Source organism: Bradyrhizobium sp. 139 (assembly GCF_023074175.1).
Lineage (GTDB): Bacteria > Pseudomonadota > Alphaproteobacteria > Rhizobiales > Xanthobacteraceae > Bradyrhizobium.
On the sequence record NZ_JADPKS010000103.1, the window covers coordinates 45987 to 61374 of the forward strand.

A 15388-nucleotide genomic window follows, 5' to 3' on the forward strand; every position below is an offset into this window, starting at 1 on the left:
CAATGCACAGGGGAGACACAGGGCAGCCGAGACATCCGGCCTTCCCTGCGCAGTGGTTTGACGGCCTATGCCGCGCTCTCCCCGGAGACGAATTCCTTCTTGCCTCCGTCACCCTGCGAATTGGCGATGCTGCGAAACCCGGTTGAGCCTCGATGCATCTCCGCAAGGCTTGGCTGTAGCAACGACAGCCGGGACCACACGGTTTGGCCGTACGCATCGAGCGCCGTCCGTCAGCACGCCGCCGGGATCTCACGGGGTTCATCCCGCCCTGCTCCCGCGTCTCGTGCCCGACGCTTCTTGCGTCCACCGCAGCCCGATCCGCGGTTCGTGACGACGTACGACCGCCCCTTGTCCCGGATCAGGATGGCGGGAGAATGCGTTAAATCAGAAATTCTGTAAAGACGAATATTTTGATGTGCGGCAGTTGACCGAGGGCTGGCGTGTTTTGCCCGTCGGCCACGCAAGAGTTTGTAGCCCGCATGGAGCGAAGCGGAATGCGGGGAGACTGTCCCGGATTGCGCTCCGCTCCATCCGGGCTACAGGAGAGGCTCACCCCGCATTGGCCTTCAGTCCGACCGCCTGGATGCCGGCGACCGCGCAGGCTTCGTCATTATCGGAGGTGTCGCCGGAGACGCCGACGGCGCCGAGCAAGGTCGTGCCGTCCATGATCAGCACGCCGCCCGGGACCGGCACCAGCGCGCCCTTGGCGAGGGTGTTCACGGCGTCGATGAAATACGCCTGCTCCTGTGCGCGCTGGAATAGAGCGCGCGAGCCCATGCCCATGGCGAGCGCGCCATAGGCTTTGCCGTGGGCGATCTCGGCGCGCATCAGGCTGGTGCCGTCTTGTGCCGCGGCGATCTTGAGCACGCCGCGTGCGTCCAGAATGGTGACGACCAGCGGCTTGAGCTTCAGCTCGCCGGCCTTGGCCAAGGCGGCGTCGAGGATCTTGCGGGCGGTGTCGAGCGTGAGTTCAGCCATGGCTGGTCTCCTTTTCAGCGAGAGAAGTGGAACGGGTTTCGGCACGATCGAGACTCATCGCCAGCACGCGCGCGACATGAAGCGCCTCGCGTTGGGTGCCGTCGTGGATCTGGTGCCGGCAGGAGGTGCCGTCGGCCACCACGAGCGTATTCTGATCGGCGCGCCGCACGGCGGGCAGCAGCGACAGCTCGGCCATCTCGATCGAGGCGTCGTAGGTCTCAGTGCCGTAGCCGAACGCGCCGGCCATGCCGCAGCAGCTCGATTCGATGGTCTCGACCTCAAGGCCGGGGACGAGACGCAGCACCTGCTCGACCGGCTTGAAGGCGCCGAAGGATTTTTGATGGCAATGGCCGTGCACCACGGCCTTATCGGCGACGGCGCCGAGCGGCAGTTGCAGCCGTCCGGCCTCCGCCTCGCGCACCAGGAATTCCTCGAAGGTCAGGGCATGGGCGCCAACGGCCTTGGCGTCGTTGTCTTTGCGCAGCGAAACGAGTTCGTCGCGCAGCGTCAGCAGGCAACTCGGCTCGAGGCCGACGATCGGCACGCCGCGTGCAGCGAAGGGCGCGAAGGCGGCCACGAGGCGGTCGAGCTCGGATCTGGCTTCGTCGACGAGGCCGGCCGACAGGAACGTACGCCCGCAGCACAGTGGCCGGCTGCCACTCGCCGGCTTCGGCAGATGCACGCGATAGCCACCGGCCGCGAGCACGCGTAGCGCGGCGTCGAGATTTTCGCGCTCGTAGATACGGTTGAAAGTGTCGGCGAACAGTACGATTTCGCGGCCGGTTTCCGGGCCGACGCTGTCGGCCGGCGGCGCGAAGACGTCGCGACGGAAGGCGGGCAGGGCGCGTCGCGCGCTGATGCCGGCGAAGCGCTCGAACAGTCTTCGCAATAGCGGGCTGCGGTTGCGCAAATTGGCGAGCGGCGCGAGCCGCGAGGCGAGGCCGGCATAGCGCGGGAGGTAGCCGACTAGGCGGTCGCGCAGCGTCAGGCCGTGCGACGCGACACGTGCGGCCAGCACCTCGATCTTCATCTTGGCCATGTCGATGCCGGTCGGGCATTCGTGGCGGCAGGCCTTGCAGGAGACGCACAGTTTTAGCGTGTCCATCATCTCGTCCGACGACAACGCATCGGGGCCGAGCTGGCCGGAGATCGCGAGCCGCAGCGTGTTGGCGCGGCCGCGCGTCACGTCCTTCTCGTTGCGCGTGGCGCGGTAGGACGGGCACATCACGCCGCCCTCGAGCTTGCGGCAGGCGCCATTATTGTTGCACATCTCGACCGCGCCCTGAAAGCCGCCGGCTGCGCCGGGATAAGCGGACCAGTCCAGCCTGGTCTTCAGTTCAGTAACGCGATAGTCGGGCCGGTAACGGAACAGCGAGCGGTCATCCATTTTGGGTGCGTCCACGATCTTGCCGGGATTGAGAACGCCATCGGGATCGAAGCGCTGCTTCACTTCCCTGAAGTCGGCCACGAGACGCTCGCCGAACATCGTTTCGTGGAATTCGGAGCGCACGAGGCCGTCGCCGTGCTCGCCGGAATGCGAGCCCTTGTATTCGCGCACCAGCTCGAAGGCTTCCTCGGCGATGGCGCGCATCGCCTTGACGTCTTTCTCCAGCTTCAAATTCAGCACCGGGCGCACATGCAGGCAGCCTTCGGAGGCGTGTGCGTACATCGTGCCGCTGGTGCCGTGCTTCGCGAACACCTCATTCAGCCGCGCGGTGTAGTCGGCCAGATACGGCAGCGGCACGGCGCAGTCCTCGACGAAGGAGACCGGCTTGCCCTCCTGCTTCATCGACATCATGACGTTGAGTCCGGCGGCGCGGAAATCGGCGATTCCGCTTTGCAGCGCGGGCTCGGTGATCTCAACCACGCCGCCCCATTTGCGCTGGTCGTTATTCCAGCCGAAGCCGAGGTCGCCCATCAGCTCGCCGAGCTGCTTGATGCGCAATAGATTGTCGGCCTGATCCTCCTCCGCGAATTCGACCACCAGCACGGCATCCGGATCGCCCTTGATGGCGGCAGAGATGATCGGCTTGAACATCGCGATATCGCGGCCGAGTGCGAGCATGGTGCGGTCGACCAGCTCGACCGCGATCGGCTTGAGCTTGACCAGGTGCTGTGCCGCATCCATCGCCTCGTAAAAACTGCCGAAATGGCAGATGCCGAGCGCCTTGTTGCGGATCACGGGCCACAGCTTCAGCTCGACCTTGGTGGTGAAAGCGAGGGTGCCCTCGGAGCCGACAAGAAGATGTGCCATGTTGTTCGGCGCGTTGCGCGGCACCAGCGCATCGAGATTGTAGCCGCCGACGCGGCGCTGCACCTTTGGAAAGCGCGCCGCGATCTCCTCGGCCTCGCGGGCGCCGAGATCGAGCATGTCGCGGCACAGCGCCCGCGCGCTGTCGCTGGCGTCAAAGTCAGAGAGATCGCGCGAGACCTCGCCGAAGCGGTTCAGCGTGCCGTCGGCAAGGGCGGCCTCCATCGAAAGCGTGTTGTCGCGCATGGTGCCATAGCGCAAGCTACGGCCGCCGCAGGAATTGTTGCCGGCCATGCCGCCGATGGTGGCGCGCGAGGCCGTGGAGACGTCGACCGGAAACCACAGGCCGTGCTTTCTCAGCTGGCGGTTGAGATCGTCGAGCACGATGCCGGGTTCGACCACGCAGGTGCGGCCCTCGATGTCGAGCGACAGGATCCGGTTCAGATGTTTCGAGAGATCGACCACGAGCCCGTCATTGACGGTCTGGCCGCATTGCGAGGTGCCGCCGCCGCGCGCGGTGACCTTCCGTCCGTCGTCGCGGGCGATCGCCAGCGCGCGCAAGGCCTCGTCCATGGTCTTGGGCACGACCACGCCCGCCGGCATGATCTGGTAGAACGAGGCGTCGGTGGCGTAGCGGCCGCGGCTGAAGCCGTCGAACAGGACGTCGCCGGTCATTTCCGCGCGCAGGCGCCGTTCGAGCGAGGAGGCGTTTGTCATCCCTGGTCCCGGAGTAATCCAACGAGGGGCTGGAGCCCGGCTGGAGTATTCATTCTTTTTCCGACCGATATATTATGAATTCAAAATGAGCGAGCTGGATGCCCCTCAAATGGAGGCTGGCGCGTCGTCTTGAGGCTCGGTCAGGTGCTCGATTGCCGCCGTCCGCTTGTTGCGCAGGTGCTGGAACAGGATGTCGCTGAGTTCGCTCGCGGCGCGGCGGCGCAGCGCGTCGAGGATGGCCTCGTGCTCGCGCATCGCTTCGGCCCAGCGCTGCCGCTTGCGGGCGAAATTGGCGGAGTAGCGGATGCGGCGGATCCGGCCGGCGAAACTGGCGTAGGCCGTCTTCAGCGTCTCGTTGCGTGCGGCTGCGACGATGCTCTCGTGGATGCGCTGGTTGACTTGGAAGTAGCCGTGCATGTCGCGATGCAGATAGTGGCCGTACATCTCGTAGTGCAGCTGCTCGATCGCGACGATTTCCGCATCGGTAATGGCTTCGCAGGCGAGGCGTCCGGCCAGGCTTTCCAGCCCCGCCATCACGTCGAACAGCTCCTCGAGGTCGCGCTGGCTGAGCTGGCGCACTCGCGCGCCGCGATTGGGCAAAAGCTCGATCAGGCCCTCGGCGGCGAGCACTTTCAGGGCCTCGCGCAGCGGCGTGCGGGAGATGCCGAGCATCTCGCAGAGCTGACGCTCGGGAACGCGCGCGCCGTCGGGAATGTTGCCCTCGACCACATAGTCGCGCAGCCGCAGCAGGATCTCGCCGTGAAGCGAGGGCTCCTGGCGGTCACCCCCATTTGCGACGGGCGGGGCGATCGGAACCCCGGTGTCTGGAATCGTGGATTTCATTTGCAGCACAATAGTTTGCCTGTTTGATGGCGTCGACGTCCATAATCGAATACCAAAATTCGATTGAAAGCGCAAAAAATGAATGCAAAATAGCATCCGAAGCCGAGCCAGAGTTCGCCAACAGGGAGGTTTTCATGCATCAGGGACGCCATTTCCTTCAGATTCCCGGCCCGAGTCCGGTCCCCGAGCGCGTCCTGCGCGCCATGGACATGCCTGTCATCGACCACCGGAGCGCGGAATTCGGCGAGCTTGGCCGAACCGTACTCGAAGGCAGCCAGAAGATTTTCCAGACCGCAGGCCCGGTCGTGATCTTCCCCTCGTCGGGGACGGGGGCCTGGGAGGCCGCGATCGTCAACACGCTGTCGCCGGGCGACAGGGTGCTGATGGTCGAGACCGGCCATTTCGCCACCCTGTGGCGGCAGATGGCGGGGCGGTTCGGCATCGAAGTCGATTTCGTTCCCGGCGACTGGCGCCGCGGCGCCGACCCCGCCGTGATCGAAGCAAAGCTCACTGACGACACCGCGCACGCGATCAAGGCCGTGATGGTCGTGCACAACGAAACCTCGACCGGGGCAACCAGCCGCATCGCTGAGATCCGCGCCGCGATCGATCGCACAGGCCATCCGGCGCTGCTGATGGTCGATACCATCTCCTCGCTCGGATCGGTCGACTATCGCCACGACGCGTGGAAGGTCGATGTTAGCGTCAGCTGCTCGCAGAAGGGCTTTATGCTGCCGCCCGGACTCGGCTTCAACGCGATCTCGGAGAAGGCCCGCATTGCTTCGAAGACCAACAAGATGCTGCGCTCTTATTTCGATTGGGAGGAGATGCTCAAGCCGAACGCAAAAGGCTTCTTCCCCTACACGCCTGCAACCAACCTGCTCTATGGCCTGCGCGAGGCGATCGCGATGCTGCTCGAAGAGGGGCTTGGCAATGTCTTCGCGCGCCATCAGCGGCTGGCTGCCGCAACCCGCGCCGCCGTCAATCACTGGGGCCTCGAGATCCTCTGCCAGGAGCCGGCCGAATTCTCGCCGGTGCTCACCGCGGTGTTGATGCCGCCGGGCCACGACGCCGATCAGTTCCGGAAGATCGTGCTCGACAATTACAACATGTCACTCGGCTCCGGCCTGTCGAAGGTCGCCGGAAAGGTCTTCCGCATCGGCCATCTCGGCGAATGCAATGCGCTGACGCTGCTCGGCGCACTCACCGGCGTGGAGATGGGGCTGTCGGTCGCGGGCGTGCCGCACCGCTCCGGCGGCGTGGAGGCCGCGATGAAGCTGCTGGAGCAGCGCACGCCGGGCAATTCCCCGCCGCATCTGAAGGTGGTCGGCACGTAAGGCGCGGTGCGCACGTCGGCGCCCGGCGGCCGGCCCCCGGATATGCATGGGAGGCGCCTTAAGGAGAGGGGACAAGGCGGTCAAATGGTGCTATTCGGCGGCTCACCAAAATCGAGGCAAGACCGGGAAGGACGCCGATGACCGTGCACTCTGGAAGGCATTTTCTCCAGATTCCAGGACCGACCAATGTGCCCGACCGGGTGCTGCGGGCCATGGACATGCCGACGCTGGACCATCGCGGTCCGGAGTTCGCCGAACTCGGTTTCGCAGTCCTCGCCTCGATGCAACGGGTGTTTCGCACCAACCAGCCCGTGATCATCTTCCCCTCGTCCGGCACCGGCGCCTGGGAAGCGGCGATGGTCAACGTGCTTTCGGCCGGCGACAAGGTCCTGATGTGCGAGACCGGCCAGTTCGCCGTGCTGTGGCGCGGCATCGCCGACAAGTTCAAGCTCGACGTTGACTTTATCCCGAGCGACTGGCGCCATGGCGCCGACCTCGCCGAGATCGAGAAGCGCCTGAGCGCCGACAAGCAGCACACGATCAAGGCGGTCTGCGTCGTCCACAACGAGACCTCGACCGGCTGCGTGACGCCGCCGCTGGAGGTGCGCAAGCTGCTCGACCGCGTCAAGCATCCGGCGCTGTTGATGGTCGACACGATCTCCGGCCTCGGCTCGATGGAATATGAGCACGATGCCTGGGGTATCGACGTCTCGGTCGCTGGCTCCCAGAAGGGCCTGATGCTGCCGCCCGGCCTCGGCTTCAACGCGGTCTCGGAGAAGGCGCTTGCGGTGGCGAAAGCCAACCCTGGCATGCGTTCTTATTGGGACTGGCAGGAAGTCATCACCTTCAACAAGCTCGGCACCTTCCCCTATACGCCCGCGACCAATCTGCTCTACGGCCTGCGCGAAGCGATCAAGATGCTGGAAGAGGAGGGGCTGGAGAACGTCTGGACCCGCCACAAGCGTCATAGCGCGGCGACGCGTGCCGCGGTCAAGGTCTGGGGCCTGGAGACGCAGTGCGCCGACCCTGCCGCACATTCGCCGGCACTGACCGGGGTGCGCGTGCCTGAGGGCCACGACGCCGACGCCTTCCGCAAGGTGGTGCTGGAGAACTTCGACATGTCGCTCGGCACCGGCCTGAACAAGGTCAAAGGCAAGGTGTTCCGCATCGGCCATATCGGCCATTTCAACGATCTGATGCTGATGGGCACGCTCGCCGGCGTCGAGATGGGCCTCGATCTTGCACAGATTCCGCACCGGAGCGGCGGCGTGTTGGCGGCCATGGACGTTCTGAAGGGACGCGACGTGGTGCCGATGGCCAAGGCCCAAGTGGCCTGAACCAACTTGAAAAGTGAAGTGAGCGCGAGATGAACGCACCGACGACTGCTAACGAAGACCTGCTCTACTCCGTCCAGGACGGCATCGCGCGGATCACCTTCAACCGCCCGCAGGCGCGCAACGCGCTGACCTTCGCCATGTACGAGCGCATGGCGGAGATCTGCCAGGAGATCAACGCCGACCGCTCGATCAAGGCGCTGATCATGACCGGCGCCGGCGACAAGGCGTTCGCCTCAGGTACCGATATCTCGCAATTCCGCGCCTTCAAGACAGCGCAGGACGCGCTCGACTATGAAGCCCGGATCGATCGCGTGCTTGGTACGCTTGAAGCGGTTCGCGTGCCCGTGATCGCCGCGATCGCCGGTGCCTGCACCGGCGGCGGCGCCGGCATCGCGGCCTCCTGCGACATTCGGATCGGAACGGAAGCGTCGCGTATCGGCTTTCCGATCGCGCGCACGCTCGGCAACTGCCTGTCGATGTCGAACATCAGCCGTCTCGTCTCGCTGGTGGGACCGGCCCGCACCAAGGACATGATCTTCAAGGCACGCCTGGTCGAGGCGCCGGAAGCGCTTGCGCTCGGGCTGCTCAGCGAGATCGTGCCCGACGTCGAGACGCTGCAGCGCCGCGCCGACGAGACCGCAAAGCTCGTGGCGAGCCACGCGCCGCTTACGCTGGAAGCGACGAAGGAAGCGGTGCGCCGCATCCGCCGCACGCTGTCGCGCGAAGAAGGCGAGGACCTGATCCTGAAGGCCTATATGAGCGAAGACTTTCGCGAAGGCATGGACGCCTTCCTCAGCAAGCGCACGCCGAACTGGAAGGGCAAGTAGCGCGCCCGCTTCGTGCGTCAGCCGAAAGTTATATGCGACGGAATGACCGCCTGCTTGAACTCATCAGTATTAGTCCGCACAATGCATCGATAGGCTCTGCCAGTCTTACAAAGTAATATAAGAACCAGGGGACGAAACTCGTGCGAATTCCAGTGAAGGCGGTCGTCGCTGCGGCGACGCTGTTATCAAGCGCGCCGGCCTTTGCCGGCTGGGAACCGGCCAAACCCGTCGAGATCGTGGTGGCAGCCGGTGCGGGCGGCGCGTCCGACCAGATGGCGCGGATGATGCAGGCTGCGATCCAGAAGAACAATCTGATGAAGCAGCCGGTGGTCGTCTCGCTCAAGGGCGGCGCCTCGGGCGCCGAAGCGCTGATGTACATGAAGTCGAGCGATGGCGATCCGAACAAGGTGCTGATCGCCTATTCGCTGATCTACATGTTGCCGCTGTCGGCGAAGATTCCGTTCAACTGGCGCGAGCTGACCCCGGTCTCGGTGATCGCGCTCGACCAGTTCGTGCTGTGGGACAACAGCGCAGGTCCGAAGACGGTGAAGGAATTCGTCGCGGCCGCGAAGGCGGCGAGTTCGCCGTTCAAGATGGGCGGTACCGGCTCCAAGCGCGAGGATCACGTGCTGACCGTCTTCCTCGAGCAGAAGACCGGCGCGAAATTCTCCTATCTGCCCTACAAGTCCGGCGGCGAGGCCGCGACCCAGCTCGTCGGCAACCACACCGAATCCAACGTCAACAATCCAAGCGAAAATCTCGAAGTCTGGCGCGCCGGCCAGGTGCGTCCGCTTTGCGTGTTCGACAAGGAGCGCATCTCCTACACCAGCAAGGTGACGGAGACGCAGTCCTGGGCCGACATCCCGACCTGCAAGGAGGAGGGCATCGACGTCCAGTATCTGATGCTGCGCGCCATGTTCCTGCCCGGCAAGGTCACGCCGGAGCAGCAGGCGTTCTACGTCGATCTGTTCCACAAGGTGACGCAGACCGCCGAATACAAGGACTACATGGAAAAGCAGGCGCTGAAGCCCATCTTCCTCACCGGCAAGGACATGGTGCAATTCCTCGAGGAGGACGATGCAACCAACAAATCGCTGATGACGGAAGCCGGATTCGTCGCGAAGTAGCCGCTGGCTTCACCTCGCCCCGCTTGCGGGGAGAGGTCGGATCGCATCGAAGATGCGATCCGGGTGAGGGGGACTCTCGGCGAGTCCAGCTTTCACCGTGGAGGCTCCTCCTCACCCCAACCCTCTCCCCGCAAGCGGGGAGAGGGGAATTGACAGCAGATCGTCCCTAACAGTCCATGTCCCAAACCGATCTTGAAATTGTCGTCGACGATCCGACCGCGCCTGAAGACGACTCGCCCTCCGTCATCAGTTCCGGCACGATCGAGATATTCGTGTGTCTGCTGTTGCTCGCGCTGGCCGCAACGCTTGGCTACGACAATTGGCGCTCCGGCGCCGCGTGGGATTCGACGGGGCCGGAGCCCGGCTATTTCCCGTTCTATCTCTCCGTCATCCTCGGTGGCGGCAGTCTCTATGGCTTGATCGCGGCGTTCGTGGCGCACCGCGCGGCATCCGAAAGCTTCGTCACGCGTGCGCAAGCGCGTCGTGTGATGGCGGTGTTCGTGCCGACGCTGCTGTTCTGCCTGGTGGTGCAGTTCCTCGGCCTCTACGTCGCGAGCTTCCTCCTGATCGCGAGCTTCATGCGGCTGCTCGGCAAGATCGCGCTGTGGAAGTCGCTGCTCACCGCCTTCCTGTTCACGGCGATCATGTTCGTCACCTTCGACATCGCCTTCGACGTCATCATGCCGAAAGGGCCGCTCGAAGCGGCCTTCGGCTACTAGGCACCCACGATGGAAGCTTTCGGTCTCCTGCTTCATGGTTTCGCCGTCCTGCTGACCTGGAAGACGCTCGTGCTGATGATGGTCGGGCTGGTGCTCGGCATCTTCGTCGGCGTGCTGCCCGGGCTCGGCGGCCCCAACGGCGTTGCGATCCTGCTGCCGCTCACCTTCACGATGGATCCGACCTCGGCGATCGTGATGCTGTCCTGCATCTACTGGGGCGCACTGTTCGGCGGCGCAATCACCTCGATCCTGTTCAACATCCCCGGTGAGGCCTGGTCGGTCGCGACCACGTTCGACGGCTATCCGATGGCGCAGCAGGGCAGGGCGGCGGAGGCGCTGACCGCGGCGTTCACGTCCTCCTTCATCGGCTCGCTGGTGGCGGTGCTGCTGATCACCTTCCTCGCGCCGATGATCTCGTCCTTTGCGCTGAAGTTCGGCCCGCCCGAGTTCTTCGCTGTTTATCTGCTGACCTTCTGCTCCTTCGTCGGATTGGGGCGCGAGGCCAAGCACAAGACTATTATCTCGATGTCGCTGGGGCTCCTGCTCGCCGGCGTCGGCATGGATACCGTGTCGGGCCAGTTGCGCATGACCTTCGGCTCGGCCGAACTCTTGCGCGGCATCAACTTCCTCGTTGCCGTCATCGGCCTCTTCGGCATCAGCGAGATCCTGCTGACGATGGAGGAGCGGTTGGCGCTGCGCGGACACGCCGCGAGCATTTCGCTCCGCGTCGTGCTGAGCGTCTGGAAGGACCTGCCGAAATACTGGGTGACGCTGCTGCGCTCCTCCTTCATCGGCTGCTGGCTCGGCATCACTCCGGGCGGCGCGATCGCGGCCTCCTTCATGGGCTACAACCTCGCCAAGCGCTTCGCCAAGGATCCCGAGAGTTTTGGCAAGGGCCGCATCGAGGGCGTGTTCGCGCCGGAAACGGCGGCACATGCCTCCGGCACCTCGGCGCTGCTGCCGATGCTGGCGCTCGGCATCCCCGGTTCCGGCACGGCCGCGATCCTGCTCGGCGGGTTGATGGTGTGGGGACTCAATCCGGGCCCGCTGCTGTTCGTCGAGCACAAGGACTTTGTCTGGGGCCTGATCGCCTCGATGTATCTCGGCAATGTCGTCGGCCTCGTGCTGGTGCTGACAACGGTGCCGATCTTCGCCTCTATCCTGCGCGTGCCGTTCGCCGCGGTAGCGCCGATGATCGTGGTGTCCTGCGCGATCGGCGCCTATGCGATCCAGAATGCGATGTTCGACATCTGGCTGATGCTCGGCTTTGGCGTTGTCGGCTACGTTTTCAAGAAGATCGGCATTCCGCTGGCGCCGTTCACCCTGGCGCTCGTCCTCGGCAACCGGGCCGAGGACGCCTTTCGCCTGTCGATGATCGGCGCCGGCGGCGACCTCAAGGTGTTCTGGTCGAACGGACTGGTCGGATCGATCACGACCCTCGCGATCGTGCTGCTTTTCTGGCCGGTGATCGACAGAGTGTTGGCGGGCCTGAAGGGAGCACGATGCAGGCAGACTGCCTGACGTAAGCGGGCCCGGGGGAATGCGCTGCGGGTTACACCACCTTGGCCTGTCGCAGGCTCGCGATCTCAGCCGCGCTGAAACCGAACTCGGCGGGCACCACCTCTTCAGTCTGTTCGCGAAACTCCGGCCTGCCGCGGCGTACGTGACCGCGTCACGGGCTTCGATTGTTATCGGCATAAGACATAAGACAAGGCTTGAGATCAGCTACCGAGCCGAACGCCTGCACTTTGCGGACCGTTGATCCCATTGATGAATTTGGCTTCGTTTGGCCAAGATAGGTGACCATTCGCAGCTTTAACCCGATAATTATCATCATGCAACTTAAGATTGACGAAGCTCCTCATCATAGGCTTGAATTGCAAATTTGCGTCGCGAGAGCGCGCGACGTTCGTATCGGTCCAAGGTCCGTAATTGCTGAGCTTTGTCCGATATGATGATCGCGAGCTTGGAGGGTCCTAGGGGGTATGAATATAGAAAATCCACCACTTCGTCAGGCATTGGCGTGAATGGACCATCAACCCGTGCGCAGCGGCGAACCAGTGCAAACTTTTCCCTGCTCCTTGTCTCAGATTCGTACGTAGCATCGCACAATGCAGTGTTCACGATTTGATGGCGGAGGGCGCGAATGCGGGACAGATCAATCTCAGCCTCAGCGACGTGGCGCGCAAGCTTGACAACTTGCGGGTTGACGTTGTCCCCGACGATTTTGCCCGCGAGCGCATCCACTTCCTCCGATAACAGCGGATCACAATCAATAGCCAGACTTAAGCCATGGCGGAACGCGTTGCGCGAGGCGCGAGCGCGCCCATGGGGAGTTTTCGGACCCGTGCTGAACCGGGCATTGGCCCGGTTTGCGTCGTTTTTGCGCGCACTAGTCACCTCGGATGTCCCCGCGACCTGATTACACACGTGCAAGTCAAGGTTCTCGCCGTCAGGTCGATTCTTTGTCGCTCGAAGGCGTCGTTTCGATGATCCTTAGCTCAACTTCTGGTAGGATTCGTTGTAGTGCTTCACCGAGCATCGCGCGTCGCCGTTCAATCTCGCGCAGGCTAATGTTTCTGCGAGCTTCGGCGGTGGCAATCTGACGATCTAGCCGTTCAATCTCATCGATCTTCTCGGAAAATGTATCGAGCATGATATCGTCCCTGGTGCGGCCCTCCGATCTGAGAAGTTGATCGATCAGCTGTACGGCGGCACTTTCGCGTCGAACACTCTTTTGAATAAGCTCCTTGGCCGTATAATACGCTGCGTCGCGTTCGATGCGCTTGAGGTCGGCGGCATTCAGAAGCCTTGTCACCTCCATCGCCTCCGCTTGCGAGTTCGCATATTGATACGCCAACTCGCGCGCTTGTTCTTCAGACAGGTTCTTGGATTCGTGAAGAATTTGAGTAAGAAATTCAGCGAAGATGTCCTTGTATGTGTCGTACCCGAGGTGTTGCGTCAAGCAACGGAGCAACGCATCATGCATGTGCGCCTGCATCAGCCTGAACTTCAGCCTTCTCCATCGGATCACCTCCCATTCCAAAAATGTCACATCGGCGACATAGATCTCGTCGATGAAATCGACCGGATGTACTGCTTGGCGGGTGCCGCGAATGAGCTCGTCATAAGCGGCGGCGTCCTCTCCCTCAAGTACGGGCCGGAAGTCAAACAGTGACCGCGGGACCCGCGTCGGCGCCGGCGATTTGGATTTGCGCTTCGAACTGCGTCGGCTTGTCATGACGGAACCCGTTGCGGCTGGAGGATCTCCACCGGAAAAAGTCCGGAGCCTATGTGTCAGGATTGCCGATCTTTGCGAGCGGTAATAGGCGGCACGATATATTTAGGACGAAAGGCGGGATCGGCTGCGCCTTCCGCATGGAGCTCCAGCCTCAGACCAGGCACTGGCACCGAGCTGAACGACCACGTGTTCGCGAACTGCGTTGGCTCGCCGTTTGGATAGCCCGTACTCTGCTGTAGCAATCAACGCGAGCGCATTCCGTGAGCTCGTGCGTTGGTTTAGCGAACTGGAAATCGTTCGCGTCAGAAACTCCTCAAAAGCCACTTCCTGGAGCGTACGCCCAAACGGCTTTGGCCCGCTCGTGAGTCCCACGGGAAGCAGGGTATGCGACTGCTGCAGCGGTGGGTGACCAAAGTCAGGCGGCGCGGCAGCAAGAGTTCCCGCAGTCAAGCCCCGTACCCGACTAGGGCTTGTTTTCGGATCTTGCGGCAAAACATTACCCCTCAAGCAGATGACCTTCTATGTGATTGCTCAGGCCATGCCTGCAAGGTCGTCCCTGGCTTGCTACGTGGCTAAATTGAAGATCTCTCGCCCGAGCAACCCTTCAAGGCTGTCGCTGCAGACTAGTTCCAGATGGAGGGGGCTTGGGGTCGGTATTGTCATTCCCCAGGTATTCCCTGATGGCGCTCCTCAGCTCGGCCAGATCCTTGAAGGAGCCGGGCCCCGGTTCGGAAGCCTCTTAAGAAGCGCTCGACCAGGGGTTCGCTGGCAGGCCGAGGCATTCGCCCCGATTAGCCGCAGAGTGGCGGTCTCAGTGCTCCGGCGCGCATCGGAGCGGGGCGGTCACTTATTTTGAGGCTTCTGCATGATGGGTTTGCGAAGCCGTACCCCCGGCCCGCCGCCATTCTCGTCGATGAACTCGACGCCGGCGGTTATGAATGTTCGCTCAATTACCTGGAGCGTCTTCGGATCACCTGCGTAGCGTCCCACCTCAATGTTGTTGATCGTGTTTCGATGAAGGCCAGTTGCCTCGGCAAGGTCTCGCACTGTCCAATCTAAAGCCGCACGAGCCATCCTTACTTGTGCACTTGTCACAGGCATATTATTGTGCTTTTGTCACATGTGGTAGAATCACAAGACAGGCTAGCACACTGACGAGGATGAGATTGATGAGCAGCTCAAATAGCGATCAATGGACCCTTTCCCGCCGCTCATTCATCGGGGGCTCCGACGCTCGGATCATCATGGGCGATGATCCCGCCGCCCTGCTGCGGCTCTGGCAGGAGAAGCGGGGCGAAATCGAGCCCGAGGACTTGTCAAGGGACCTTCTTGTCCAACTGGGAAATGCGACCGAGCCGTTGAACCGTTACTGGTACGAGAAGAACACGGGACACGCCGTCAGCCACGTGCAACGACGCGTGGTGCATCCGGTCCACCGCTGGATGGCGGCGACCCTGGACGGCAAGATTGAGGCGACGGGCGCGATTTTCGAGGCCAAGTTCATGCTGCCTTGGTCGTTCTCGGAAGAGGGGGCAACCGCAAAGCACACGCCGCAGTTGCAGCACAACATGTGGGCAACCGCCTCCCGGATGGCCGTGCTGTCGATCATCACCGGCGGCGGCAAATGGGTGGAACTGACCATTCCCGCCGATCCGCTGTATCAGCACCTGCTGCTGACGGCCGAAAAGAAATTCTGGCGCTGTATCGAGACCGGCGAGGCGCCGCAGCTGTTCGGCGTCGACCCGCCGCGGTCGCGCGTGGCGGCGGTCCGCATGGTCGACATGGGCACCTCGAACTCCTGGGCCGACTTCGCAGCTATTTATCGGCGGACCCGGGACGCCGCCGTCGAGCACGAACGCGCGAAAACCGAACTGAAGGCGCTCATGCCGGAAGACGCCAAGGAAGCCTCTGGACACGGCTTGCGGGCAAAGCGATCCAAGTCTGGCGCCGTTAGTTTTGAACTGCGGGTGGCCGAGTAGGCGACCCATTCCTGTCCGAAGGGAGATTGTCC

The 15388-nt window shown here is 62.9% G+C and carries 13 protein-coding genes; 7 read left to right on the top strand and 6 right to left on the bottom strand.

The annotated features are described in order from the left end of the window. Positions 1 to 549: 549 nt before the first annotated feature. The 3 genes from IVA80_RS22710 to IVA80_RS22720 form a co-directional block, all read right to left on the bottom strand. Positions 550 to 978 (bottom strand): heme-binding protein, encoded by a 429-nt coding sequence (locus tag IVA80_RS22710; protein ID WP_247435497.1) that lies wholly within the window; start codon positions 976 to 978, stop codon positions 550 to 552. After that, entirely contained in the window at positions 971 to 3946 is a 2976-nt protein-coding gene (locus tag IVA80_RS22715) for an FAD-binding and (Fe-S)-binding domain-containing protein (RefSeq protein ID WP_247435500.1), read from the bottom strand. The genes IVA80_RS22710 and IVA80_RS22715 overlap by 8 nt, the downstream gene beginning before the upstream one ends. 105 nt (positions 3947 to 4051) lie before the next feature. Then, positions 4052 to 4789 carry a GntR family transcriptional regulator gene (locus IVA80_RS22720; protein ID WP_247435503.1) on the bottom strand — a complete coding sequence of 246 codons (738 nt, stop codon included), beginning with the start codon at positions 4787 to 4789 and terminating at the stop codon, positions 4052 to 4054. Positions 4790 to 4923: 134 nt separating this feature from the next. Here IVA80_RS22720 and IVA80_RS22725 point away from each other — a divergent pair, with 134 nt between their 5' ends. From IVA80_RS22725 to IVA80_RS22750, 6 genes are all read left to right on the top strand, one after another. Further along, complete coding sequence (locus IVA80_RS22725; protein WP_247435505.1) at positions 4924 to 6126, top strand: alanine--glyoxylate aminotransferase family protein; 1203 nt, start codon at positions 4924 to 4926, stop codon at positions 6124 to 6126. Between the two features lie 137 nt (positions 6127 to 6263). Beyond that, complete coding sequence (locus IVA80_RS22730; protein WP_247435507.1) at positions 6264 to 7463, top strand: aminotransferase class V-fold PLP-dependent enzyme; 1200 nt, start codon at positions 6264 to 6266, stop codon at positions 7461 to 7463. Between the two features lie 29 nt (positions 7464 to 7492). Further along, entirely contained in the window at positions 7493 to 8290 is a 798-nt protein-coding gene (locus tag IVA80_RS22735; RefSeq protein ID WP_247435508.1) for an enoyl-CoA hydratase/isomerase family protein, read from the top strand. Positions 8291 to 8442: 152 nt separating this feature from the next. Beyond that, positions 8443 to 9417, top strand: a complete 975-nt coding sequence (locus IVA80_RS22740; protein ID WP_247435604.1) for a tripartite tricarboxylate transporter substrate-binding protein — start codon at positions 8443 to 8445, stop codon at positions 9415 to 9417. A gap of 176 nt (positions 9418 to 9593) precedes the next feature. Then, positions 9594 to 10136: a tripartite tricarboxylate transporter TctB family protein gene (locus IVA80_RS22745; protein ID WP_247435511.1), complete on the top strand. Its 543-nt coding sequence runs from the start codon at positions 9594 to 9596 to the stop codon at positions 10134 to 10136. A 9-nt stretch (positions 10137 to 10145) separates the two neighbouring features. Then, on the top strand, positions 10146 to 11657 hold the full coding sequence (locus IVA80_RS22750; RefSeq protein WP_247435512.1) for a tripartite tricarboxylate transporter permease: 1512 nt from the start codon (positions 10146 to 10148) through the stop codon (positions 11655 to 11657). 321 nt (positions 11658 to 11978) lie between these two features. On the opposite strand, the gene IVA80_RS22755 is transcribed toward IVA80_RS22750, so the two are convergent. The 3 genes from IVA80_RS22755 to IVA80_RS22765 all read right to left on the bottom strand — a co-directional run bounded on the left by IVA80_RS22755 (position 11979) and on the right by IVA80_RS22765 (position 14478). Continuing rightward, a complete protein-coding gene (locus IVA80_RS22755) occupies positions 11979 to 12536 on the bottom strand; it encodes a hypothetical protein (protein WP_247435515.1) in 558 nt (185 codons plus the stop codon). Between the two features lie 52 nt (positions 12537 to 12588). Beyond that, on the bottom strand, positions 12589 to 13377 hold the full coding sequence (locus tag IVA80_RS22760; protein ID WP_247435517.1) for a hypothetical protein: 789 nt from the start codon (positions 13375 to 13377) through the stop codon (positions 12589 to 12591). 843 nt (positions 13378 to 14220) lie between these two features. Beyond that, positions 14221 to 14478, bottom strand: a complete 258-nt coding sequence (locus tag IVA80_RS22765; protein WP_346348014.1) for a helix-turn-helix transcriptional regulator — start codon at positions 14476 to 14478, stop codon at positions 14221 to 14223. 68 nt (positions 14479 to 14546) lie between these two features. On the opposite strand from IVA80_RS22765, the gene IVA80_RS22770 reads away from it, so the two are divergent. Beyond that, positions 14547 to 15356 carry a YqaJ viral recombinase family protein gene (locus tag IVA80_RS22770; RefSeq protein ID WP_247435607.1) on the top strand — a complete coding sequence of 270 codons (810 nt, stop codon included), beginning with the start codon at positions 14547 to 14549 and terminating at the stop codon, positions 15354 to 15356. The last annotated feature ends 32 nt before the right edge of the window (positions 15357 to 15388 follow it).